Origin of the sequence: Paracoccus sp. ME4 (assembly GCF_046736325.1) — a bacterium.
GTDB lineage: Bacteria > Pseudomonadota > Alphaproteobacteria > Rhodobacterales > Rhodobacteraceae > Paracoccus.
The window spans coordinates 982,862-1,006,500 of the sequence record NZ_CP151276.1 but is presented as its reverse complement, the minus strand read 5'-3'; the positions used below and the strand labels follow the sequence as shown (position 1 = coordinate 1,006,500).

Here is a 23,639-nt window from a genome sequence, read left to right as displayed (position 1 = left end):
CCTGCGCCCGATGATGCCGAACGACGCGACAGCCGCCGGGGAAACTCGGCGGCTTTTCATCATGAACCTGGGCTTCCTGACCCGCCCCCGCATCGCGCGCATCCTGACGCTGGCGGGCCATCGCCCGGTCCTGGGCCTGCCGCCGCCGGGCGAACCCGTCGGCATCTGGGGCGCCAGCCCGACCGCGTGGCGCGGCCAGGCCGTCGCGCGGCGCCGCGGCTGCCCCATCGTCACGGTCGAGGATGGCTTCCTGCGCTCGGTCCTGCCGGGGCGCGCGTCGGGGCACCTGGCCGCGCGCGGGCCCATCGGCCTCCTGATCGACCCGGACGGGCTGCATTTCGACCCCTCCCGCCCCTCGCGGCTGGAGCGGCTGATCGCCCGACCCCTGAGCGACGATCAGCGCGACCGGGCCGTGCGGCTGATGGCGCGCATGCGGGCGGCCGATCTGTCCAAGTACAACCACCACGACGCGCGCCACCCCCTGCCCCCGCCGGGCCATGTGCTGGTCATCGATCAGACGCGGGGCGACGCCTCGCTGCAGGGCGCGGACCGCGCGCGGTTCCTGACCATGCTGGAGGCCGCTCGGGACGAGCATCCGGGCCGCCCCATCGTAATCCGCACCCACCCCGAGACCGCCGCGGGCCTGCGTCCCGGCCATCTGGAGGCGGGCGACCTGCGTCCAGGCGACGTGATCTGCGACGGCCCGGTCTCGCCCTGGCGGCTGGTCCAGGAGGCCGAGGCGGTCTATGCCGTGAGCTCGCAGCTAGGCTATGAGGCGCTGCTGGCGGGGCACCGCCCGCGGCTGTTCGGCCAGCCCTTCTATGCGGGCTGGGGCCTCAGCGACGACGACCGCCCCCCGCCCCGCCGCGGTCAGGCGACGCGCGAGGCGCTGTTCGCCGCCAGCCATCTCGACGGCCCGGTCTGGTACGACCCCTGCCGCGACCGCCTGACCGATCTGGAGACCGCGATGGACCAGATCGAGGCCGAGGCCCGCGCCTTCCGCCAGGATCGCGACGGCCATCTGGCCTACGGCATGCGCCTGTGGAAGCGACGCTTTCTGGCGCGCGAATTCGGCGACGCGCGGCCCCTGCGCTTTGCCGACCGGCCCTCGGAGGCCGTGACGCTGGCCTGGGCGGGTGCGGCGGCCACCGTGCCGCAGGCCATCCGGGTCGAGGACGGCTTCCTGCGCTCTCGCGGGCTGGGCGCGGCGCTGACGCCGCCGCTGTCGCTGGTGGCCGACGATCTGGGGATCTATTTCGACCCGACCGCGCCGTCGCGGCTGGAGGCGCTGATCGCGCTCGGGCCGCCGCCGGGCGGGCGGGCGCGGGCCGAACGGCTGATCGCGGCGCTGATCGCGGCGGGGCTGACCAAGTACAACCTCGGCGGCGCGACCGACCTACCGCCGCGCGACGACCGGCGCCGCATCCTGGTCCCCGGCCAGGTCGAGGACGACGCCTCGATCCGCCTCGGCGCGGGCGCCGAGCGCACGAACCTGGCCCTGCTGGAGCGCGTGCGCCGCGACAATCCGCAGGCCTTCGTGATCTACAAGCCCCATCCCGACGTGGAGGCCGGGCTGCGCCCCGGCGGCATCGCGCCCGAGGCCATGGCCGGTCTGGCCGATCACGTCGCGGCCGGGGCCGATCCCGTCGCCCTGATCCGGGATGCGGACGAGGTCTGGACCATCACCTCCACCCTGGGCTTCGAGGCGCTGCTGCGCGGCAGACCCGTCACCACCCTGGGGGCGCCCTTCTATGCGGGCTGGGGCCTGACGCGCGATCTTGGCCCGATCCCGGCGCGCCGCCGGGCGCGCCCCGATCTGGCGGCGCTGGTCCATGCCTGCCTGATCGCCTATCCGCGCTACCGCGACCCGGTCACGGGCCTGCCCTGCCCGGTCGAACTGGCGCTGGAGCGTCTGACGGAGGACCGCGTCCCGCACCCGCCGCTGCTGCGGCTGCTGGCCAAGGCGCAGGGCGCGCTGGCCGGTCACGCCTGGATCTGGCGGCGCTAGATCCGCCGCCAGCGGTGGAACAGATCGCCCCCGATCGCCCGGCTCTCGACCAAGCGGAACCGCGGTGCATCCGCCAGCGCGGCCCAGCCCGTGGCGCCCAGGAACGGCCGCGCCTCCGCACCCAGCACCAGCCCCGCCGTGTAACCGACGACCTGATCGACCAGACCCGCGGTCATCAGGCTGGCGGCCAGCCGGCCGCCCCCCTCGCAGAAGACCCGCGTCAGGCCGCGCCCGGCCAGATCGGCCAGAACACGGTCGGGCGGCCCCTCCACCCGCCACAGGGGGCCGTGATCGGCGTCCTGCGGCGGCATGGGCGGCAGGGCCTGCGCGGACAGGACGATGCGCACAGGCTGCTGGGGCGTGGCGATGCCGCGCACGTTCAGATGCGGTCGGTCGGCCCGCGCGGTGCCGCCGCCGACCAGGATCGCGTCATGCTGCGCGCGGAGCGCGTGGACATGCGCCCGCGCCTGCGGTCCGGTGATCCAGCGGCTCTCTCCGCTGGCCATGGCGATGCGGCCGTCCAGGCTGCTGGCCAGCTTCAGCGTCACGAAGGGGCGGCGCGCGGTGATGCGCAGCAGGAAGCCCGCCTGCAGTTCCGCCGCCTGATCGGCCAGCACGCCCTCGGTCAGCGGGATGCCCGCCGCGCGCAGCATCGCATGACCGCGTCCGGCCACGCGCGGGTCGGGATCGGTCAGCGCGGTCACCACGCGGGCGATGCCGGCGCCCACAAGACCCTCGGCGCAGGGCGGGGTGCGGCCGTGATGGGCGCAGGGCTCCAGCGTGACATAGGCGGTGGCGCCGGCCGCATCGGCGCCCGCGGCGTCCAGCGCCATCCGCTCGGCATGGGGGCGTCCGCCGGGCTGGGTCCAGCCGCGCCCGACGACGCGACCGTCGCGCACCAGCACGCAGCCTACCGCGGGGTTCGGCCAGACATTGCCCAGACCCCGCCGCGCCAGCCGCAGGGCATGAGCCATGTGCCGCGCGTCCTCTGTCGGGTCGGGCGTCAATCCTGCGCGGCGCCGGGGCGCAGCTCGGACACGAACTTGTCGAAATCGTCCGCGTCCTGGAAGTTCTTGTAGACGCTGGCGAAGCGGACATAGGCCACGTTGTCGATGCGCGACAGGGCCTCCATCACGATCTCGCCGATGGCCTTGGAGGGGATGTCGGTCTCTCCGGTGCTCTCCAGCCGCCGGACGATGCCGCTGATCATCTGCTCGATGCGTTCGGGCTCGACCGGGCGCTTCTGCATGGCGATGCGGATCGAGCGGGCCATCTTGTCGCGGTCGAAATCCTCGCGCCGACCGTTGGTCTTGACCACGACCAGATCGCGCAGCTGCACCCGCTCATAGGTGGTGAAGCGGCCGCTGCAGGCCGGGCAGAAGCGACGGCGGCGGATCGCCACGTTATCCTCGGCCGGACGCGAGTCCTTGACCTGGGTATCGACATTTCCGCAAAACGGGCAGCGCATTCCGTTGTCCCTGTGCTGGGGCGATCCACAGCGACTATAGGCAGCTTGGCAGGGATTGGGTAGCGTTATCCACAGCCCACAAGATGCGCCCCCCGGAACCTGTGGCCCGAATGACGCGTTGGCCGCGGTCATTTCCCGCGGAATTCCAACGATCGAGGCCACCATGACCCAGACCCTGTTCATCACCGGCGCCTCCTCCGGCATCGGCGCCGCGACCGCCCGCGTGGCGGTCGCGGCCGGCTGGAACGTCGCCCTGTTCGCCCGGTCCGCCGACAAGCTGACGGCGCTGGCGGACGAGCTTGGCGACAGGGCGATGGTCGTCGGGGGCGATGCAACTGACATCGACGCGCTGACGGCGGCGGCGGCGCAGGTGGAGGAGCGTTTCGGCGGGATCGACGCCGCCTTCGCCAATGCCGGGCGCGGCCTGAAGACACCGGGCACCGAGGCCGGCGACCTGGACGACATCCGCGGCATGATCGACCTGAACGTCACGGGCGTGGTGCTGACCGCGCGCGCGCTGCTGCCGCATCTGCGCAGGACGCGCGGCACGCTGGTCCTGACCGGATCGGCGGCGGGTCGGCGGCACATCCCCGGCTCGATCTATGGCGCGACCAAGTGGTTCGTGCATGGCTATGCCGGCAATCTGGCCGAGGAGATGCGCGAATGGGGCGGGCGCTGCTGCGTCGTCGCGCCGGGCATGGTCGACACGCCCTTCTTCGACAAGGGCGCCCCCGACAAGCTGCAGCCGCAGGACGTGGCCGATGCGGTGCTGCACATGATTACCGCGCCGGAACGCGCGGCGATCCGCGAGATCTACCTCATGCCTCAGTCGAACGACTGAAACGCGGCCACGACCTCGCGCCGGTGCGGGGCGCGGCGATGTTCGACCAGATAGACGCCCTGCCAGCGGCCCAGCATCATCGCGCCCCGCCGAACCGGGATTTGCAGCGTCGTCGGCAGGACGGCAGCCTTCAGATGCGCGGGCATGTCGTCCGGTCCTTCGTCGCGAGGGATGATCCAGCCCATCGACAGATGGTCGGCCGGTGGCGCGATGCGCTCCAGCCAGGCCAGCAGATCGGTGCGCACGTCCGGATCGGCATTCTCTTGGATCAGCAGCGAGGCCGAGCTGTGCCGGATCATCAGGGTCAGCACCCCGTCGCCCGCGCCCGTGGCATCCAGCCAGCGATGCAAAGGATCGGTGATCTCGTGCAGCGCAGGTCCGTGCGTCTGGACGGTCAGGCTGTGGATCATTCGGCGGCCTCCGGCGGGCGGTCGTCCTCGCGGTCGTGATCCAGCGCCATCTGCTTGCTGCTGCGTGCGCCCAGTCCGCGCAGCATCTCGACCTGGCGGATCACGTTGCCGGGTCCGCGGGTCAGCCGGTCCATCGCCTGCCCATGCGCCCGGCTGGCCTGGTCCAGCGCGCGGCCCACGCCCTCCATCGCCTCCACGAAGCCCGCGACCTTGTCGTAGAGCTGCCCCGCCCGCCGCGCGATCTCCAGCGCGTTGCTCTCGCGCCGCTCGACCGCCCAGACATGGTCCACGGTGCGCAGCGTCAGCATCAGCGTCGTGGCCGTCGTCAGCCCCACGCGGCGGTCGATGGCAAAGCCCGCGAGGTCCGGGTCGGCCCGGAGCGCCTCCTGGAACGCGCCCTCGACCGGGACGAACATCAGGACGTAATCGACCGATCCGTCATCCATGCGCTGATAGCCCTTGCGCGACAGCGTCTCGACATGGGTGCGGATGGCGGCGACGTGGCGGCGCAGGGCGGCGGCGCGGACCTCCGGCTCCTCGGCGGTCACCGACAGCTGATAGTCGTTCAGCGACACCTTGCTGTCGATGACCATGACCTTGCCGCGCGGCAGGCGCACCACCGCATCGGGCCGCCACAGCCTGCCGTCATCGTCGCGCCAGCTGGCCTGAAGGTCGTAATGCGTTCCCGCCTCCAGGCCCGAATCCTCCAGGATGCGCTCCAGCACCATCTCGCCCCAGGCCCCCTGCCGCTGCTTGTCGCCCTTCAGCGCGCGGGTTAGGTTCACGGCCTCTCGGCTGATCTGTTCGCTGCGATTGTGCAGCGACAGGATCTGCTCGCGCAGGCGGGCGGATTCCTCGTCCAAGATGCGGTTGCGGGCCTGCAATTCGGTCTGGAACCGGCCGACCTGGTCGCGGAACGGCGTCAGAAGCGCCGCCAGACGGTCGTTCTGCATCCGTTGCAGGTCCTCCTGCTGGCTGCGCAGGGTCTCGGCGGACAGAAGCTTGAACTGCTGCGTCATCTCGGCCCGCATCTCGCGCAGGGTCGCGATCTCGCGGGCATCGGCCTCGGCATCCTTCTCGGCCCGCAGCCGCGCCTCGGCAAGCCGCGTCTCCAGCTGGGCCGCCTGCTGACGCGACAGGTGCAGCGCATCGGTCAGGCCGTCGCGATCCTCGGTCAGCTCGGCCAGGCGCGCCTCCAGCATCTCGGCGTGCCCGCGCAGGCGGACCTCCGCAATGCGGGCGGCCTGGCGATCGGCGTCGGCCTCGCGGCGCAGACGCGCCCGGTCGCGGGCCACCGCCAGCCACGATCCCGCGGCCACCATCAGCAGCACCACCAGACCCAAGGCCAGCCCCAGGGTCAGGTGGACCCCCGCCTCATCCACTGTCATCACGCGCGCCGATCTCCCTCGTCACGCGCAATGTTCACAGTTTGTGCCGGAATTGCAAGACCGCGATCAGATCTCGAGGCCCAGCATGAAGGCCACGACGCCCCCCGCATAATCGCCGCGATGCACGGTGGCCGTGTCGGAGCGCGCGAACCAGTCCATCAGCGAGGCCCGGTCGCGGTCCGAGAACCGCATCCGCCAGTCCTGGAACCGGCGATGGTTCAGCGCACCGCTGTCCAGGACCTCGATCCGGCTGTGCCGCGCATCCGAGGTCAGCAAGGCCATCACCTGCCGCAGACCCTCCGCAGGGCCTTCCAGCCACTGGAAAAACAGGCCTTCCTCATGGTGCAGGCAGCCGGTCAGGCCCAGCGACTGGTTGCGTGACCGGGCGCTGCGCAGGATGTCCTGCATGTCCGATCCGTCCAGACCGGGCCGGGCGGTGCTGCGGTACAGCACGAAGCCCAGCCCGTCGATGCCCTCCAGATCACTGGTCAAGGAAGGACCGCAGCTTTCTGCTTCGCGAAGGGTGTTTCAGCTTGCGCAGCGCCTTGGCCTCGATCTGGCGGATGCGCTCGCGGGTGACGCTGAACTGCTGGCCGACCTCCTCCAGGGTGTGGTCGGTGTTCATGCCGATGCCGAAGCGCATGCGCAGCACGCGCTCCTCGCGGGGCGTCAGGCTGGCGAGAACCCGGGTCGTGGTCTCCTTGAGGTTCTCCTGGATGGCGCTGTCCAAGGGCAGAACGGCGTTCTTGTCCTCGATGAAATCGCCAAGCTGGCTGTCCTCCTCGTCCCCGATCGGGGTCTCGAGGCTGATCGGCTCCTTGGCGATCTTCATCACCTTGCGGACCTTCTCCAGCGGCATCTGCAGCTTTTCGGCCAGTTCCTCGGGGGTCGGTTCGCGGCCGATCTCGTGCAGCATCTGGCGGCCGGTGCGGACCAGCTTGTTGATCGTCTCGATCATGTGGACCGGGATGCGGATCGTGCGGGCCTGATCCGCGATCGAGCGCGTGATCGCCTGACGGATCCACCAGGTCGCATAGGTCGAGAACTTGTAGCCGCGGCGATACTCGAACTTGTCGACGGCCTTCATCAGGCCGATGTTGCCCTCCTGGATCAGGTCCAGGAACTGCAATCCGCGGTTCGTGTATTTCTTGGCGATGGAGATGACCAGGCGCAGGTTGGCCTCGACCATTTCCTTCTTGGCCTGACGGGCCTCCTTCTCGCCGCGCTGGACCTGGGCCACGATGCGGCGGAACTCCTCGATGTCGACGCCGACATACTGCCCGACCTCGGCCATGTCGGCACGCAGACGCTCGACCTGGTCACGCGAGCGTTCGAATAGGGCCTGCCAGCCGCGCCCGGCCTGCGCCGACATGCGGTCCACCCAGGTCGGGTCCAGCTCGGCGCCGCGATAGGCGTCGATGAACTCGCGGCGGTTGATGCGGGCGGCGTCGGCCAGCTTGACCATGCCGCTGTCGATGGTGACGATGCGGCGGTTGATGCCGTAGAGCTGGTCGACCAGCGCCTCGATCCGGCCGCTGTTCAGGTGCAGCGAGTTGACCAGCACCACGATTTCCGACCGCAGCTTCTGGTACTCGCTCTCGGCGCTGGCCGAGAAGCTGTTGTCCTCGTTCAGCGTCGCGGACATGCGCTGATCCTGCATGTCGGCCAGGCCCTCGTAGTGATGGGCGATGGCCTCCAGCGTCTCCAGGACCTTGGGCTTGAGGCTGGCCTCCATGGCGGCCAGGGACAGGTTGGCGCCCTCGTCCTCCTCCTCGTCGTCCTCGACGCGCAGGGGGTTGCCGTCGGCGTCGTATTCCTCACGCTTGGGGGCGGCGGCACTGGGCTCGCCCTCGACGGTCAGCTCGACCTCCTCGGCCTCCTCGCCGTCCATCGACTGGCCGAAGGTGGTCTCCAGGTCGATCACGTCACGCAGCAGGATCTCCTCGTCGAGAAGCTCCTCGCGCCAGAGCGTGATGGCCTTGAAGGTCAGCGGGCTCTCGCAAAGCCCCGCGATCATGGTGTTGCGACCGGCCTCGATGCGCTTGGCGATGGCGATCTCGCCCTCGCGCGACAGCAGCTCGACCGAGCCCATCTCGCGCAGATACATGCGGACGGGGTCGTCGGTGCGGTCCAGCTTCTCGGTCTCGCTGGTCGAGACGGCCAGCTCGCGCGAGCCCGATCCGGCCGCGACCACGGCGCCGCCCTCGGATTCCTCGGCCGCCTCGTCATCCTCGATGACGTTGATGCCCATCTCGGACAGCATCGACATGACGTCCTCGATCTGCTCGCTGCTGACCTGCTCGGGCGGCAGGACGGAGTTCAGCTGATCGTAGGTGATGTAGCCCCGCTCGCGCGCCTCGGCGATCATCCGCTTGACCGCCGCCTGACTCATGTCCAGCGTATGGGCGTTGTCGTCCTTGTCGGTCTTGTCGTGGTCGTCGTCCTTGGCGGCCATCCAGGGCTCCTTCTCGGCGAGAACATTCGGCGCGATCGATTCGCCGAGGGTCGCGAATCAGCGCAAAATCGTTTCGGTTCTAGCGCGCTTCCCGGCCGATTCAAAGGCCGTGCGCGCTGATGATTCGCAACCGGCGGTCCGGCGATTCGGCTCAGCGCCGTGGCGGCTTGCGCCAGATCTGCCCGGAAAGCCAGTCCGACAGCTGCGCAGACAGGGCGTCGCTGTCCTCGTTCATGTCGCCCGAGGTCTCCATCTCGGGGCGTTCGGCGCGGTGGCGGGCGCGGTTGATCTGGTTGAGGCGCCAGGTCAGGCCCTCGTCCGCCTCGCCCTGGATCTCGGATTCGGCGCGCGGCAGTTCGTGATGGGTGGCACGGGCAACCTCCAGCTTGTCCAGCAAGTCCAGCAGGATCAGTAGCGCGGCCTCGTCGTCCTTCTGCTCGATCACCGCCGGCGTCAGGCCCAGATGGGCGTTGCGCCGCAGCGTTTCAAGGCCGCGCCGCCCCGCCGGGCTGTCGCCCCGCGTCAGCAGGTCGTGCAGCAGCGCCGCGCGGTCGGGGTCCGGCGGCAGCAGCCGTTCCAGCCGCGCCTCGATCCGCGCGACGACCGAGGGACGCAGCGCGCAGATCAGCAACGCCGCGCCCTCCATCAGGTCGTCGCCCCGGTCGGGCACGTTCGGCGCGATGGCAGTGATCGGCGCCTGCGGGGCCATCGAGGCCCCTTGGCGCCGGGCCGGGCCGCGCCCGGCCGCGCCCGACCGAGGGGTCGTCCTGCGGGCGCCGCCGAACAGGTCCCACTGCTTGCGGCGGATGTCCTCGGCATAGAGCGCGCGGGTGCGTTCGTCGGGGATGCGCGCGATGGCCTCGCCCAGGCGGCGGTCCAGCGCGGCCTTGCGCTCGGGGCTGTCGAAGACCTGCCCTTGCGTCTCGCGCGCCCAGAGCAGGTCCAGCATCGGCCGCGCCTTATCCAGCAGCGCCCCCATCGCGCCGGGACCGGCCGCCTTGATCAGGTCGTCCGGGTCCTGCCCCGCGGGCAGGATGACGAAGCGCAGCGCCTGCCCCGGCCCCGTCAGCGGCAGCGCCAGGTCGATCAGCCGCTGCGCCGCGCGCTGTCCGGCCGCGTCCCCGTCCAGCGCGATCACCGGTTCGGGCGAGACGCGCCACATGAGCCGCAGCTGTTCCTCGGTGATGGCGGTGCCCAAGGGCGCCACCGCGCCCCCGAAGCCCGCCCGGACCAGCGCGATGACGTCCATGTAGCCTTCGGCCACCACCAGGGGCGCGCCCTTGGACACCGCACTGCGCGCGGGGCCGAGGTTGTAGAGGTTGCGCCCCTTGTCGAAGAGTGGCGTCTCGGGGCTGTTGAGGTATTTCGCCCGGGCGTTCGGGTCCATCGCGCGCCCGCCGAAGCCGATGCAGCGCCCCTGCCCGTCGCGGATCGGAAAGACGATCCGGCCCCGGAACCGGTCATAGGCCGCGCCGCCGCCATCCGGGCGGGCGGACATGCCGGCCTCGATGATCTGCTCCTCGGCAAAACCCTTGTCGCGCAGGGCGGTGGTCAGGGCGGTGCGCTGATCGGGGGCGAAGCCGATCTCGAACCGCTCCAGCGCGGCCGCGTCCAGGCCGCGGCGGTCCAGATAGGCCCGCGCCTCGGCCGCGGCGCCGGTCTGCAGCTGCAGGCGGAACCAGCGGCTGGCGGTCTCGGTCACCTCCAGGAGCTGGCTGCGCCGGTCGGTGCGCTCGCGCATGCGCGGGTCGGGTTCGGGCATGGTCAGCCCGGCCTCGGCGGCCAGCATCTTGACCGCGTCCATGAACTCCATCCCGTCATGATCGCGCAGAAAGCCGATGGCGTCGCCCTTGGCCTGGCAGCCGAAGCAGTAATAAAACCCCTTCTGGTCGTCGCAGTGGAAGCTGGCGGACTTCTCCTGGTGGAAGGGGCATGGCGCCCACCAGTCGCCGCGCGCCTGGTTCGACTTGCGCAGGTCCCACGTCACCTTCTTCCCGATCACGCGGCTGATCGGAACGCGGTTGCGAATCTCGTCGAGGAATCCGGGGGGCAGGGACATGGGCGCGATTATCCGGCATGGCGCGCGGGGCGGCAAGGCGTCACGCGCCGACCGCCCCCCGCGCCAGGCCCCAGTAGATCTGGGCGATGCGCGCCCGGTCCAGACGGCCGCCCTCGCGGTACCAGTCGGTGACGCCGGTCAGCATGGCGATCAGCGCCAGCGTGGTCAGCTTGGGGTCCTCGATGCGCATGACGCCCGCGGCGATGCCCGCGCGCAGGATGCCCTCCAGCAGCCCCTCATAGGCGCCGCGCAGCCGGGCGATGCGGTCGAAATTCTCGGGCGTCAGGTTGCGCAGCTCCATGTAGGAGAGGAACACCGCGTCCGAACTGTCCAGGCTGAAGTCGATGTGGAAGCGCACGAACCGCTCCAGCCGGGCCAGCGGGTCCAGGGCCGGATCGTCGCGCCACGCGTCCAGAAGGTCGCGCATGTGGCTCTCCAGCAGTTCCGCCAGCAGGGCCTGCTTGTCAGGCGTATAGGCATAGAGCGCCCCGGCCTGAACGCCCACCGCCGCCGCGATCTGGCGCATGGAGACGGCGGCATAGCCCTGTCGCGCGAACAGCCGCCGGGCGGTGTCGCGGATCAGGGGGCCGGTGATCTCGGCGCGGGAACCTTGGGTGCGGGCCATGAGCCTCTCTAGCCCGCGCCCGGCGGCGAGGGAAGGCGTTGCCGGCCGCCCCGCGCCGACGTATCGTCCGGCCATGAGACATGCGCTGATCCTGATCCTGACCCTGGGGGCCTGTTCGCAAGACGGGGCCTATCCCGCGCTGCTGCCGACCGATCAGGTGCTGGCGCCGCCCGCCCTGCCCGCCCATGCCGCCCCCGCCGCGACCAGCGCCGCACCGGTCGAGACCGCGACCGCTGCCCGTGCCTCCGCCCTGCAGGCGCGGGCCGAGGCGCTGCGCGGCCCGGTGGTGGACGATGCGCTGGTCACCCGCGCCGGGGCGACGCCCACGGAATGATTGCCAGGCCGCCGCGCAACTGGTAAGAAGTTTTGACCAATTGCGCGAAAGGCCCGCCCATGCCCGTCATCACCAGCATCGAAGACCTCAAGCGGATGCACCGCGCCCGCACCCCGCGGATGTTCTACGACTATGCGGAATCGGGCAGCTATACCGAGCAGACCTTCCGCGACAACACGACCGACTTCGCGCGGCTGAAGCTGCGGCAGAAGGTGGCCGTGGACATGTCGAACCGCAGCCTGTCGCGCGAGATGGCGGGCCTGCCCGTCTCCATGCCGGTGGCGCTGGCGCCCGTGGGGCTGACCGGCATGCAGCATGCCGACGGAGAGATCCACGCCGCCCGCGCGGCCGAGAAGTTCGGCGTGCCCTTCTGCCTGTCGACCATGTCGATCTGTTCGATCGAGGACGTGGCCGCCCATGTGACGCAGCCCTTCATGTTCCAGCTGTATGTGATGAAGGACCAGGATTTCCTGGCCGCAATCATCGAGCGGGCCAAGGCCGCGCGCTGCAGCGCGCTGGTGCTGACGCTGGATCTGCAGATCCTGGGCCAGCGGCACAAGGACCTGAAGAACGGCCTGTCCGCGCCCCCCAAGATGACCCTGCCCACCATGCTGGACCTGGCCACCCGCTGGCGGTGGGGCATGGGCATGCTGAAGACCAAGCGGCGGTTCTTCGGCAACATCGTGGGCCATGCCAAGGGCGTGGGCGACACCTCCAGCCTGATGAGCTGGACGGCCGAGCAGTTCGACGAGCGCCTGGACTGGGACAAGATCGCCAAGATCCGCGACATGTGGGGCGGCAAGCTGATCCTGAAGGGCATCCTGGACCCGGAGGACGCACGCATCGCCGCCGATTTCGGGGCCGACGCGATCGTGGTCAGCAACCATGGCGGGCGGCAGCTGGACGGGGCGCTGTCCTCGATCCGGATGCTGCCGCATATCGTCAAGGCGGTGGGCACATCGGTCGAGGTGCATATGGACGGCGGCATCCGCTCGGGTCAGGACGTGCTGAAGGCCCTGGCCCTGGGCGCGCATGGCACCTGGATCGGGCGCGCCTGGCTGCACGGTCTGGGTGCCATGGGCGAGGCCGGCGTGACCCGCGCGCTGGAGATCATCCGCAAGGAACTGGACACCAGCATGGCCCTGTGCGGAGAGCGCGACCTGAACCGGGTCGGCCCGCAGAACCTGCTGATCCCGCGGGACTTCCTGGACGAATACACGATCGCCTAGATCAGCCGCAGCAGCCAGCGGTGGCGGCGTCCGGCCGCCACGACCGCCCAGACCAGGGCAAAGGGCAGCGCGATCCCCAGGATCACGCCCCAGCCCGGATGGTCGATGCCCAGCATCGGCAGCCCCTGCAGCACCAGGACGTGCATCACGTAGATGCCCGCCGCGGCCCGTCCCAGGGGGAGGTGGGTCACGGGTGCGCGCCAGCGCATGACCAGCATCAGCAGCGCCGGGCACAGCAGCAGATGACCCAGGGGCATCTCCAGCAGCGGCTCCTCTCCGATGCGGCGCAGCCAGGCGTGGCTCTCGACGACCGTCGCGGCCAGGCCGACGCCTGCGACCAGCCACAGCGCCGCCGCGGACAGGCGCGGCGGCGACTGCGCCATCAGCCAGCCCATCGCCAGATAGGGATAGAGATAGAGCGGGCCGTTGCGGTAATGCTCGACCGGAACATCCGCAAGGCCCGCCATGCGCAGATATTGCAGCCACAGCCCCGCAGCCCCCAGCACGATCGCCGATCCGATCACCGCCCCGCACCCGAGGCGCACCATCGCGGCCAGGATGATGCCGGCGATGGCCAGCCCCTCCAGGAACCACAGATGCATGAAGCCCAGCAGCAGCTCGCTCAGCGTCAGCGACAGGGGGCGTTCGCTGTAGTAGAACCACAGGAACAGCAGATAGACCCCGCTCCAGACCGCGTAGCGCGCCAGAAGGCCGCCCGCCCAGGGCGATATCTGTCCGCGCCGGATCACCTGGCCCAGAAACAGCCCCGCGATCAGCGTGAAGACCGGCACCGCGACGCGCAGCGTGCTGTTGCCGAGCGCCAAGCCCCAGAGCCCGGCCGCGCCGCCGTCGCGCAGCGTCTCGCGCGCGAGGCCCGAATGGGCCAGCACCACGAAGGCGGCCAGGACCACCCGCAGATAGTCCACCGACATCAGCCGCGCCTGCGCGCCATCCGTCCCTGCCGTCACCCTGCGCCTCCCCGAGCCCCGCCGTCCGCCTGCCGGAACGCGCCGCCCCGGTCGGTCCATGGGCCATAGCGGCCCCGGGCCTGGCAAGTCAATTCGCCCGCAGGCGCGGCTTTTTACCGCTTCACATCGGGGTCGGGCTGGGGTATGGGCACCGCTTGGCGTCACGCACCCTTGGAGGGTGGCGCCGTCAACACTGTTTAAGGATTACAGCAATGGCCAAAGAGATTCCGAATCTGGTGGCCGAGGCACGCGCGGGGTCAGGCAAGGGGGCCGCCCGCCAGGCTCGCCGCGACGGCAAGGTGCCCGGTATCGTTTATGGTGACGGCAAGGACCCGGTCGCCATCCAGTTCGACTTCAACAAGCTGCTGACCGCCCTGCGCGCCGGCCGCTTCAAGTCCACCCTGTGGAACCTGCAGGTCGAGGGCCAGGACGACGTCCGCGTCATCTGCCGCGGCGTGCAGCGCGATGTCGTCAAGGATCTGCCGATCCACATCGACTTCATGCGCCTGCGCCGGACCTCGAAGGTGAACCTGTTCATCCCGGTCGAGTTCGTGAACGAGGACAAGTGCCCCGGCCTGAAGCGCGGCGGCACCCTGGTGACCGTGCGTCCCGAGGTCGAGCTGGTCGTGACCGCGGGTGACATCCCCGATCACATCACCGTCGATCTGGAAGGCCTGAACGTCGGCGACACGATCCACATCGAGGACGTCAAGCTGCCCGCGGGCGCCAAGACGACCATCGACCGCAACTTCGTGATCGCGAACCTCGCCGCACCGTCGGCGCTGCGCGCCGAGGACGACGAGGCCGAGGCCGAAGGCGAAGCCGCCGAGACCACCGAGGCCTGATCCCGCGCGGATCGGTCGCATGACCTTGGGGGCGGTGCCATCGGCGCCGCCCCTTTCCATTCCGCCCCCGCCTTGCTAGCCCAGACCGCATGGAGACACGCATGGAACCCGTCCACATCATCGGCGCCGGCCTGGCCGGGTCCGAGGCCGCCTGGCAGATCGCCCGCATGGGCGTGCCCGTCGTGCTGCACGAGATGCGCCCCCAGGTCGAGACCTTTGCCCACAAGACCGGCGACTGCGCCGAGATGGTCTGTTCGAACAGCTTCCGCTCGGATGACGACGTGATGAACGCGGTGGGCCAGCTGCATTGGGAGATGCGGGCCGCGGGCGGTCTGATCATGGAGATGGCGGGCCGCCACCGCCTGCCCGCGGGCGGCGCGCTGGCCGTGGACCGCGAGGCCTTCTCGGCCGCCGTGACGGCCGCGCTGCAGGCCGATCCGCTGATCACCATCGTTCCCGGAGAGATCACCGAACTGCCCGACACCGGCAACTGGATCGTGGCGACGGGGCCGCTTACCTCGGACGCGCTGGCGGGGGCGATCCGTGGCGTGACGGGGACCGAGGCGCTGGCCTTCTTCGACGCCATCGCGCCCATCGTGCATGCCGACACGATCGACATGTCGATTGCTTGGGAGCAGTCGCGCTATGACAAGGGCGAGACCCTGGCCGAGCAGAAGGCCTATATCAACTGCCCGATGACGCGTGACGAATACGAGGCCTTCATCGACGCGCTTCTGGCCGCCGACAAGACCGAGTTCCACGAGGGCGAGACGGCGGGCTATTTCGACGGCTGCCTGCCCATCGAGGTCATGGCCGAACGCGGCCGCGAGACCCTGCGCCACGGCCCGATGAAGCCCGTGGGCCTGACCAACGCGCACAAGCCCGAGGAGAAGGCCTATGCCGTCGTCCAGCTGCGCCGCGACAACGCCCTGGGGACGCTGTACAATATCGTGGGTTTCCAGACCAAGATGAAATACGGCGCGCAGACCCAGGTGTTCCGGATGATCCCCGGCCTGCAGGAGGCCAGTTTCGCGCGCCTTGGCGGCATCCACCGCAACAGCTTCCTGAATTCGCCCACGCTGCTGGACGACCGCATGCGGCTGCGGCCGCGCCCGAACCTGCGCTTTGCCGGTCAGGTGACCGGGGTCGAGGGCTATGTCGAAAGCGCCGCGATGGGCCTGCTGGCCGGGCGCATGGCCGCGGCGCAGGCCTTGGGCCGCGACCTGGCGCCGCCGCCCTTCACCACCGCGATGGGCGCGCTGGTCAACCACATCACCGGCGGGGCCGAGGCCAAGACCTTCCAGCCGATGAACGTGAATTTCGGCCTGTTCCCGCCGCTGCCCGACACGCGGTCGGGGCGGCGCGGTCGCAAGGACCGCTATCCGGCCTATACGCAGCGCGCCAAGGACGATTTCGGCGCATGGCTGGCCGCCCAGTAACATCGGGGGCAGTAACGCGCTTTGCGCCCTCTCCCACGGGGCTGCTGCATCTGGGCCATGCCTTCTCGGCCCTGACGGCGGCGGCGCAGGGCGATTTCCTGCTGCGGATCGAGGATATCGACCGCGACCGCTGCCGCCCCGAATACGAGGCCGCGATCTTCGAGGACCTGGCCTGGCTGGGCCTGACCTGGCCCGTCCCGGTCATGCGGCAATCGGACCGGATGGCGGCCTATCGGGAGGCACTGGCGCGGCTCTCGCCGCTGACCTATCCCTGCCGCTGCCGCCGGGGCGACATCCGCGCGGCCCTGTCCGCCCCGCAGGAGGGCGCCCTGCCCGCCGGGCCGGACGGGCTGATCTATCCCGGCACCTGCCGGGGGCGCAGCCATGCGGAGGCCGGACCCGATGACGTGATCCGGCTGGATGCGGCCCGCGCCTTCGACGCGCTTGGGCGGGACGCGGTGGCCTTCACCGATCAGGGCACCCGGCATGTCCTGACCCGGCAGCAGTTCCTGGACGGGATCGGCGATGTGGTCCTGTCGCGGCGCGGGATGGGCACGTCCTATCACCTGGCCGTCGTGGTGGACGATGCGGCGCAGGGGGTGACGCTGGTGACGCGGGGGCTGGACCTGTTCGCGTCCACCCATATCCATGTCCTGCTGCAGCATCTGCTGGACCTGCCGGTACCGGACTACCTGCACCACCGGCTGATCCGCGACACGGCGGGACGGCGTCTGGCCAAGCGCGACGACGCCCGCGCCATCCGGCAGTATCGCGCCGAAGGAGCGAGTCCCGCCAACATCCGCCGGATGGTCGGGCTTTAGGTGATCGGATCGCTCAGCACGACCTCGGCCCCGTCCCGGATGCCGGTGAAGAAGCAGCTGCGCCGGTTCGTGTGGCAGGCGGGCCCGGTCTGGTCGACCAGCACCAGAAGACAGTCGCGGTCGCAATCGACGCGCAGCTCGATCAGCGTCTGCACGTGCCCCGAGCTTTCGCCCTTGATCCACAACGCCTGGCGCGACCGCGACCAGTAGGTCACGCGCCCCGTCTGCAGGGTGCGGGCCACGGCATCCGCGTTCATCCAGGCCATCATCAGCACCTCACCAGTCGCGGCATCCTGCGCGATGGCGGGGATCAGCCCGGCGGCGTCATATTTCAGGCTGGAGGGATCGAACATCGGGTTTCCTTTCGGCATGGCCGTGCCTATCTAATCCCCGATCAGCGCTGATGAAACCCCAAGGGACGACGCATGGCCGACACCGATCTGATGCAGCTCTACTCGCGGCGCATCCTGGCGCTGACCACGGCGATCCCGCATCAGGGTCGGCTGGAGGGTGCGCAGGCCAGCGTCCAGCGCCGCTCTCCGCAATGCGGATCGTCGGTGACGGTGCATCTGTCGCTGGCCGACGGCCGGATCAGCAATTTCGCGCAGGAGGTGCGGGCCTGCGCATTGGGGCAGGCCTCGGCCTCGGTTCTGGGCCAGGCGGTGATCGGGATGGACCGTGCGGGCATCGCGCAGGCGCGCGACCAGCTGCTGGCCATGCTGACGGGGGATGCCCCGGCACCCACCGCGCCCTTCGCGGATCTGGAGGCGCTGACCCCGGCGCGCGCCTATCCGAACCGACACGCCTCGATCCTGCTGGCGTGGGACGCGACGCTGGAGGCGATGGACAAGGCCGCCTGAAAGGGGCCGCATGAAAAGGGCCGACCCCTTGCGGGGCCGGCCAGGTGCGCGAGCTTTGGGGACGGATGGCGCACAGGCGGGGCGCCATCCCTGCGTCGCGGGGCAGTCGGTCAGACCTGCAGGATGGCGGGCAGCCACAGCAGGGCAATCATGGTCAGGCTGAGCGTGGCGGCACCGATGAGGTCGATGGCAGTATCCATGGTCATGGCGGCAACTCCTCTCTGTTGCTTCTTTGTTCTCATGTTCTTTCGATTCGGTAAAGAACTTTTTAAGAACATTTGTCCTTGTCAGCCGACCTGGATCAGCCGAATCGCCTGATCCTGCTGCATCAGCCACATCAGAACCCGCAGCGCCTGACCGCGCGGGCTCTCCAGCGTCGGATCGCGTTCCAGAAGCGCGCGGGCGTCCTGACGCGCCACTGCCATCAGCCCGGCCTGATGTTCCAGATCCGCGATGCGGAACCGCGGCAGGCCCGACTGCGCGGTGCCGATGACATCGCCCGCGCCGCGCATCTCCAGATCGACCTCGGCGATGCGGAACCCGTCCTCGGTGTCGCGCAGCGTGGTCAGGCGGCGGGCGCCGGTCTCGTTCAGCGGCCCGTGATACATCAGCAGACAGGTCGAGGCCCCCGCCCCGCGCCCGACCCGCCCCCGCAGCTGATGCAGCTGCGCGAGGCCAAAGCTCTCGGCGCGCTCGATCACCATGATCGTGGCTTGCGGCACGTCCACGCCGACCTCGATCACCGTGGTGGCGACCAGCAGCTGGGCCGTGCCGTCGGCGAAATCGGCCATCGCCGCGTCGCGTTGGTCAGGGGGCATCTGGCCGTGGATCAGCCGCACCCGGTCGCCGAAGATCGCGCGCAGATGGGTGAAGCGCGCCTCGGCCGCAGTCAGGTCGGTGACCTCGCTCTCCTCGACCAGGGGGCAGACCCAATAGGCCCGCGCGCCCTGCGCCATGGCCGCGCGCAGGCGGTCGGTCACCTGATCCAGCCGCGTGTCCGCGATCATCACGGTGGCGATGGGCTGGCGTCCAGGGGGCTTTTCGTCCAGCACCGACAGGTCCAGATCGCCATATTGCGACAAGGCCAGCGACCGGGGGATGGGCGTCGCGGTCATGATCAGCATGTCCGGCGGCACGTCGCCCTTGGCCGACAGCTCCAGCCGCTGCGCCACGCCGAAGCGGTGCTGTTCGTCGATGATGGCCAGCCGCAGATCGTGGAAGGTCACGTCCTTCTGGAACACCGCATGGGTGCCGACCAGGATGTCGATGGTGCCGTCGGCCAGGTCGGTCAGGATCTGGCCGCGCAGGTCGCGCTTGTCGCGCCCGGTCAGCGCGGCCAGGCGCACCCCCGCCGCCCGCGCCAAGGGCTCCAGCGCGCGGGCATGCTGGCGGGCCAGGATCTCGGTCGGGGCCATCAGCACGGCCTGGCCCCCGGCCTCGACGGCGACCAGGGCGGCCATCAGCGCGACCAGCGTCTTGCCCGCGCCGACATCGCCCTGCAGCAGGCGGTTCATGCGGCGGTCGCTGGCCATGTCCTCGGCGATCTCGGCGATGGCGCGGCTCTGGGCGCCGGTGGGCGGCCAGGGCAGGCTGTCCAGCACGCGCGCGCGCAGGCGGCCATCACCGGCGCTGGCCCGCCCCTTCAGCCGCCGCCGGTCGCGCCGCACCAGGGCCAAGGTCATCTGATGGGCCAGAAATTCGTCATAGGCCAGCCGCGCCCGCGCCGGGCTGTCGGGCGACAGATCCGCGGGCGAGGTCGGCGCATGGGCCATGTGCAGGGCCTGGGCGAAACTGGGCCAGCCGCGCGTCGCCACGACCTGCGGGTCGATCCATTCCTCAACCGGCGGCGCCCGCTCCAGCGCGGCGGCGGCGGCCCGCGCCATCATGCGCTGCGTCAGACCCGCCGAGAGCGGGTAGTGCGGCTCGAACCCCGCCGGAAGGGGCTGACCTTCGGGCAGGACGTGATCGGGGTGGACCATCTGCGCGTGGCCGTCGAACAGCTCCAGCTTGCCGCTGAGGACACGACGCTCGCCCAGGGGCAGCTGGCCCGCGATCCAGGCCTCATGCGCGCGGAAGAAGACCAGCGTCAGGTCCTGGCCCGCACCGTCCGTGCAATGCACCCGGAACGGGCGGCCCCGGACCTGGGGCGGGTGGTGGCGGATCACGGTGACGGTGATCGTCACGATCTCGGGCGGGCGCGCGTCGGATAGGGTGGCGATGCGGCGGCGGGTGACGCCGCTGGCGGGCAGCGTCAGGACCAGGTCGCGCGGCTTGTCGATGCCCATCTGCTCCAGCGCGGCGCGACCCTTGGGGCCGATGCCGGGCAGCGTGTCGATGGCCGCGAACAGCGGGAACAGTGCGGGCGGGCGGCCCTTGGGCGCGGTCATCCGGCCCCCGCGATGCGCAGCCATTCGTCCTCGTCGATGACGGTGACACCCAGGGCTTCGGCCTTGGCGGCCTTGGAGCCTGCCCCCGGCCCCGCGATCAGCACGTCGGTCTTGGCGCTGACGGACCCCGCGACCTTGGCGCCCATCGCCTCGGCCCGCGCCTTGGCCTCGGCGCGGGTCATGCGTTCCAGCGTGCCGGTGAAGACCAGCGTCTTGCCCGAGATCTCTGTCTGCGCCCCGCCGCGGTCCTGTGCGGGCAGGATCTCCAGCATCCCCGCCAGCCGGTCGATCGAGGCGCGTTCGGTGGGCTGGGCAAAGGTCGTGACCAGCGACGCGACCAGCACCGCGCCGATTCCGTCGATGCCGGTCAGCTCGGCCCAGTTCGGGCTGTCGGGCAGGCTGGCGCGGCGCGCCTTGTCGTCGGGGGCGGTGAAGGCGGGCTCGGCGGCGGCCCCGTCGATGGCCGCGACCAGGGCGGACCAGTCGTGGAAGTGCCGGGCCAGCGTGGCCGACGCGACCTCTCCGACATGGCGGATGCCCAGGGCGAAGATCAGCCGCGCCAGGGGGATGCGGCGGCGTTCCTCGATGGCGGCGAACAGCTTTTCGGCGGAGCGTTCGCCGAAGCCGTCGCGGTTCTTCAGCTTGGTCAGGTTCGCCCCGTCGCGGGCGGCCAGGGTGAAGATGTCGGCAGGCTCGCGGATGGGCAGCTGGTCGTCGGCAAAGAACATCTCGATCTGCTTGGCGCCCAGCCCGTCGATGTCGAAGGCCGCGCGGCTGACGAAATGCTTCAGCTTCTCGACCGCCTGCGCGGGGCAGATCAGCCCGCCGGTGCAGCGGCGCACGCTGTCGCCCGGCTCGCGGATCGCGTCCGAGCCGCATTCGGGGCACTGCGTCGGAAAGACGTAGGGGGCGTCGCTGCGCCGGCGCGACAGGTCGACATCCGCGATCTTGGGGATGACGTCGCCCGCGCGATAGACCTGGACCCAGTCGCCCTCGCGGATGTCGCGGCCCTCGCGGATGGGGGCGCCGGTATTGTCGCGCCCGGCGATGTAATCCTCGTTGTGCAGCGTCGCGTTGGACACCACCACCCCGCCCACGGTCACCGGCTCCAGCCGCGCGACCGGAGACAGCGCGCCGGTGCGGCCCACCTGGATCTCGATGCGTTCCAGCCGCGTCCAGGCGGTCTCGGCCGGAAACTTGTGCGCCAGGGCCCAGCGCGGGGTCGTCGACCGGAATCCCAGCCGCGCCTGCAGCGCGAGGTCGTCGACCTTGTAGACCACCCCGTCGATGTCATAGCCCAGCGTCGCCCGCTGCTGCTCGATCTCGCGCCAGACGGCGATCAGCCCCTGGGCATCCTCGCAGAGCCGGGTCAGCGGATTGGTCACGAAGCCCAGCGCGGCCAGACGCTGCACCGCCTCCATCTGCGTACCCGCAAGGGGCTGGGACAGTTCGCCCCAGCCATAGGCGAAGAAGCGCAGCGGACGGCGGGCGGTCACCGCAGGGTCGATCTGGCGCAGCGATCCGGCGGCGGCGTTGCGCGGATTGGCAAAGACCCGCGCCGCCCCTTCGGCGTTCAGGGCGGCGAAGTCGTCATGGCTCATGTAGACCTCGCCCCGGACCTCCAGGATCGCGGGGGCGCCGGGCGGCAGGGTCTGGGGGATGTCGCCGATGGTGCGCGCGTTCGCGGTGACGTTCTCGCCCACCGCACCGTCGCCGCGGGTGGCCGCCTGAATCAGCACGCCGTCCTCGTAGCGCAGCGACAGCGACAGGCCGTCGATCTTGGGTTCGGCCGTCAGCGACAGGGGCTGGTCGGGAGCCAGCCCCAGAAAGCTGCGGATGCGGGTGATGAAATCCCCCACGTCCTCCTCAGAAAATGCGTTGCCCAGCGACATCATCCGCTGCGCGTGGACGACCTTGCCGAAACCCTCGGCGGGGGCCGCGCCGACCTTGCCGGTGGGGCTGTCGACGGGCGCGAGGTCGGGGAAGGCCTGCTCCAGCGCGCCCAGCCGCGCCTTCATCGCGTCATAGGCCGCGTCCGAGATCGTCGGCCTGTCGCGGCCGTGATAGTCCTCGTTGGCCTCGGCCACCCGCGCGGCCAGATCCGCGATCTCGACCGCGGCAGCCTCCGGCGTCATCGTCTCGACCGGCTGCGTTTCCGGAATCCCTGCTGCCATCGCCGCCCCCTTCGTCCTGCGGGCCGATCGCGCCGGCCCCGTCAGGTGCGGGTATCGCCCAAGGGACCGCGCAGGTCCAGAAGGGCCGTGCGCTCAGGCGCCGATAGCCAGACGCTCCTCGCTCCCGGGGGCGGGATCGCGCAGCACATAGCCGCGGCCCCAGACGGTCTCGATATGGCTCTCTCCGCCCAGCGCCTCGGACAGCTTCTTGCGCAGCTTGCAGATGAACACGTCGATGATCTTCAGTTCGGGCTCGTCCATGCCGCCGTAGAGATGGTTCAGGAACATCTCCTTGGTCAGCGTGGTGCCCTTACGCAGGCTCAGCAGCTCCAGGATCTGGTATTCCTTGCCGGTCAGGTTCACCGGCTTGCCCTTCACCTCGACCGAGCGGGCGTCCAGGTTCACGGTGATCTCGCCGGTGCGGATCAAGGCCTGGCTATGCCCTTTCGAGCGGCGGATGATCGCCTGGATCCGGGCCTGCAGCTCCTCGCGGTTGAAGGGCTTGGTCATGTAGTCGTCGGCCCCGAAGCCGAAGCCGCGCAGCTTGCTCTCGGTGTCGTCCGAACCGGTCAGGATCAGGATGGGCGTGTCGATCCGCGCCAGGCGCAGATGCCGCAGCACCTCCATGCCGTGCATGTCCGGCAGATCCAGGTCCAGCAGGATCAGGTCATAGTCGTAGAGCTTGGCCAGATCGATGCCTTCCTCGCCCATGTCGGTCAGGAAGACGTTGTAGCTGGCAGCCGTCAGCATCAGTTCGATCGCGCGGGCGGTGCTGGGATCGTCCTCTACCAGAAGAATTCGCATGGCCTGATCTTTCCCTGATTCGTCAAAAGGTCCTGTTCCGACAATCCGATGAAGTGGTTAAGATGTCGTTACCGTGATCCGTTCTGCCAGACACAACCTATGGTTGTCTATACTTTTGCAGCGCCGTGACCTTCAGCGCCGCCTTGCCGTGGCGCATCACCGCCGTGCACCAGCCGTCGAACTCCTCCTCCGACAGGCCGTAGCGGCGCAGCGCCTCGTCCCGCGTGATCAGGCCGTGCGAGACCGCCAGCACGACCGTCTGCTTGCGGCTGGCGACCCAGCGCGTGTCGGCCAGCGGCAGGTCGGCGACGCTGAGGATGCGCCCGTCATCCAGGGTGACGATCCGTGGGCCGGAGGTCTTTTTCACGAACATTGCAGGTCCTTCCATCTCGTCCTGCCAGTTCTGCGTCAGATCGCTTAAGGCCGGGTTAGCCGTGGCGATGGAATCGCTGTCGTCCGGGGTTGAGAATGAGGCCAATTTGCCTATATTTTGAGGCATTCCGCATTATGCCGCCCGTTCAGCA

22 protein-coding genes are annotated in these 23,639 nt (G+C 70.0%); 8 read left to right on the top strand and 14 right to left on the bottom strand.

All coding sequences use genetic code 11. The annotated features are described in order from the left end of the window. Positions 1–61: 61 nt before the first annotated feature. Entirely contained in the window at positions 62–2,008 is a 1,947-nt protein-coding gene (locus AACG61_RS05100) for a capsular polysaccharide biosynthesis protein (RefSeq protein WP_411838934.1), read from the top strand. On the opposite strand, the gene ribD is transcribed toward AACG61_RS05100, so the two are convergent. After that, positions 2,005–2,982 carry a bifunctional diaminohydroxyphosphoribosylaminopyrimidine deaminase/5-amino-6-(5-phosphoribosylamino)uracil reductase RibD gene (gene ribD / locus AACG61_RS05095; protein ID WP_411838933.1) on the bottom strand — a complete coding sequence of 326 codons (978 nt, stop codon included), beginning with the start codon at positions 2,980–2,982 and terminating at the stop codon, positions 2,005–2,007. The two genes, AACG61_RS05100 and ribD, sit on opposite strands and share 4 nt — an antisense overlap. Before the next feature lie 29 nt (positions 2,983–3,011). Beyond that, positions 3,012–3,476 (bottom strand): transcriptional regulator NrdR, encoded by a 465-nt coding sequence (gene nrdR / locus AACG61_RS05090; RefSeq protein ID WP_411838932.1) that lies wholly within the window; start codon positions 3,474–3,476, stop codon positions 3,012–3,014. 163 nt (positions 3,477–3,639) lie between these two features. Between nrdR and AACG61_RS05085 the strand changes: the two genes are divergently transcribed. Further along, positions 3,640–4,317, top strand: a complete 678-nt coding sequence (locus tag AACG61_RS05085; protein WP_411838931.1) for an SDR family oxidoreductase — start codon at positions 3,640–3,642, stop codon at positions 4,315–4,317. Here AACG61_RS05085 and AACG61_RS05080 read toward each other — a convergent pair. From AACG61_RS05080 to AACG61_RS05055, 6 genes are all read right to left on the bottom strand, one after another. Beyond that, a complete protein-coding gene (locus AACG61_RS05080; RefSeq protein WP_411838930.1) occupies positions 4,302–4,727 on the bottom strand; it encodes a secondary thiamine-phosphate synthase enzyme YjbQ in 426 nt (141 codons plus the stop codon). The genes AACG61_RS05085 and AACG61_RS05080 overlap by 16 nt on opposite strands. Then, complete coding sequence (gene rmuC, locus AACG61_RS05075; RefSeq protein WP_411839464.1) at positions 4,724–6,115, bottom strand: DNA recombination protein RmuC; 1,392 nt, start codon at positions 6,113–6,115, stop codon at positions 4,724–4,726. Before rmuC ends, AACG61_RS05080 begins: the two co-directional genes overlap by 4 nt. A 66-nt stretch (positions 6,116–6,181) precedes the next feature. Continuing rightward, positions 6,182–6,607 carry a BLUF domain-containing protein gene (locus tag AACG61_RS05070; RefSeq protein WP_411838929.1) on the bottom strand — a complete coding sequence of 142 codons (426 nt, stop codon included), beginning with the start codon at positions 6,605–6,607 and terminating at the stop codon, positions 6,182–6,184. Further along, positions 6,597–8,570: an RNA polymerase sigma factor RpoD gene (gene rpoD / locus AACG61_RS05065; protein WP_411838928.1), complete on the bottom strand. Its 1,974-nt coding sequence runs from the start codon at positions 8,568–8,570 to the stop codon at positions 6,597–6,599. Before rpoD ends, AACG61_RS05070 begins: the two co-directional genes overlap by 11 nt. A gap of 151 nt (positions 8,571–8,721) precedes the next feature. Next, the gene (gene dnaG, locus AACG61_RS05060; RefSeq protein WP_411838927.1) at positions 8,722–10,629 is read right to left on the bottom strand and encodes a DNA primase; all 1,908 of its coding nucleotides are present in this window, start codon (positions 10,627–10,629) and stop codon (positions 8,722–8,724) included. Between the two features lie 40 nt (positions 10,630–10,669). Next, a complete protein-coding gene (locus AACG61_RS05055; RefSeq protein ID WP_411838926.1) occupies positions 10,670–11,254 on the bottom strand; it encodes a TetR/AcrR family transcriptional regulator in 585 nt (194 codons plus the stop codon). A 73-nt stretch (positions 11,255–11,327) separates the two neighbouring features. On the opposite strand from AACG61_RS05055, the gene AACG61_RS05050 reads away from it, so the two are divergent. Both AACG61_RS05050 and AACG61_RS05045 read left to right on the top strand, forming a co-directional pair. Beyond that, positions 11,328–11,588 carry a hypothetical protein gene (locus AACG61_RS05050; protein ID WP_411838925.1) on the top strand — a complete coding sequence of 87 codons (261 nt, stop codon included), beginning with the start codon at positions 11,328–11,330 and terminating at the stop codon, positions 11,586–11,588. 59 nt (positions 11,589–11,647) lie between these two features. Beyond that, positions 11,648–12,817 (top strand): L-lactate dehydrogenase, encoded by a 1,170-nt coding sequence (locus AACG61_RS05045; protein ID WP_411838924.1) that lies wholly within the window; start codon positions 11,648–11,650, stop codon positions 12,815–12,817. Here AACG61_RS05045 and AACG61_RS05040 read toward each other — a convergent pair. Continuing rightward, positions 12,814–13,785: an acyltransferase family protein gene (locus AACG61_RS05040; RefSeq protein ID WP_411838923.1), complete on the bottom strand. Its 972-nt coding sequence runs from the start codon at positions 13,783–13,785 to the stop codon at positions 12,814–12,816. The genes AACG61_RS05045 and AACG61_RS05040 overlap by 4 nt on opposite strands. Positions 13,786–13,997: 212 nt before the next feature. Here AACG61_RS05040 and AACG61_RS05035 point away from each other — a divergent pair, with 212 nt between their 5' ends. From AACG61_RS05035 to gluQRS, 3 genes are all read left to right on the top strand, one after another. Further along, a complete protein-coding gene (locus tag AACG61_RS05035; RefSeq protein ID WP_411838922.1) occupies positions 13,998–14,630 on the top strand; it encodes a 50S ribosomal protein L25/general stress protein Ctc in 633 nt (210 codons plus the stop codon). Between the two features lie 101 nt (positions 14,631–14,731). Beyond that, complete coding sequence (gene trmFO, locus AACG61_RS05030) at positions 14,732–16,069, top strand: methylenetetrahydrofolate--tRNA-(uracil(54)-C(5))-methyltransferase (FADH(2)-oxidizing) TrmFO (RefSeq protein ID WP_411838921.1); 1,338 nt, start codon at positions 14,732–14,734, stop codon at positions 16,067–16,069. Further along, entirely contained in the window at positions 16,051–16,890 is an 840-nt protein-coding gene (gene gluQRS, locus AACG61_RS05025) for a tRNA glutamyl-Q(34) synthetase GluQRS (RefSeq protein WP_411838920.1), read from the top strand. Before trmFO ends, gluQRS begins: the two co-directional genes overlap by 19 nt. Here the strand turns inward: gluQRS and hisI are convergent. Further along, complete coding sequence (gene hisI, locus AACG61_RS05020) at positions 16,887–17,243, bottom strand: phosphoribosyl-AMP cyclohydrolase (RefSeq protein ID WP_411838919.1); 357 nt, start codon at positions 17,241–17,243, stop codon at positions 16,887–16,889. The genes gluQRS and hisI overlap by 4 nt on opposite strands. A gap of 72 nt (positions 17,244–17,315) precedes the next feature. Here hisI and AACG61_RS05015 point away from each other — a divergent pair, with 72 nt between their 5' ends. After that, positions 17,316–17,750, top strand: coding sequence for an iron-sulfur cluster assembly scaffold protein (locus AACG61_RS05015; RefSeq protein ID WP_411838918.1), 435 nt, complete (start codon positions 17,316–17,318; stop codon positions 17,748–17,750). Between the two features lie 287 nt (positions 17,751–18,037). Here AACG61_RS05015 and recG read toward each other — a convergent pair whose 3' ends face one another. The 4 genes from recG to AACG61_RS04995 form a co-directional block, all read right to left on the bottom strand. Continuing rightward, complete coding sequence (gene recG / locus AACG61_RS05010) at positions 18,038–20,161, bottom strand: ATP-dependent DNA helicase RecG (protein WP_411838917.1); 2,124 nt, start codon at positions 20,159–20,161, stop codon at positions 18,038–18,040. Further along, a complete protein-coding gene (gene ligA, locus AACG61_RS05005; RefSeq protein ID WP_411838916.1) occupies positions 20,134–22,311 on the bottom strand; it encodes an NAD-dependent DNA ligase LigA in 2,178 nt (725 codons plus the stop codon). The genes recG and ligA overlap by 28 nt, the downstream gene beginning before the upstream one ends. A gap of 93 nt (positions 22,312–22,404) precedes the next feature. After that, entirely contained in the window at positions 22,405–23,115 is a 711-nt protein-coding gene (ctrA, locus tag AACG61_RS05000; protein ID WP_411838915.1) for a response regulator transcription factor CtrA, read from the bottom strand. A 97-nt stretch (positions 23,116–23,212) separates the two neighbouring features. Next, on the bottom strand, positions 23,213–23,488 hold the full coding sequence (locus tag AACG61_RS04995; RefSeq protein ID WP_411838914.1) for a DUF1153 domain-containing protein: 276 nt from the start codon (positions 23,486–23,488) through the stop codon (positions 23,213–23,215). Positions 23,489–23,639 lie beyond the last annotated feature (151 nt).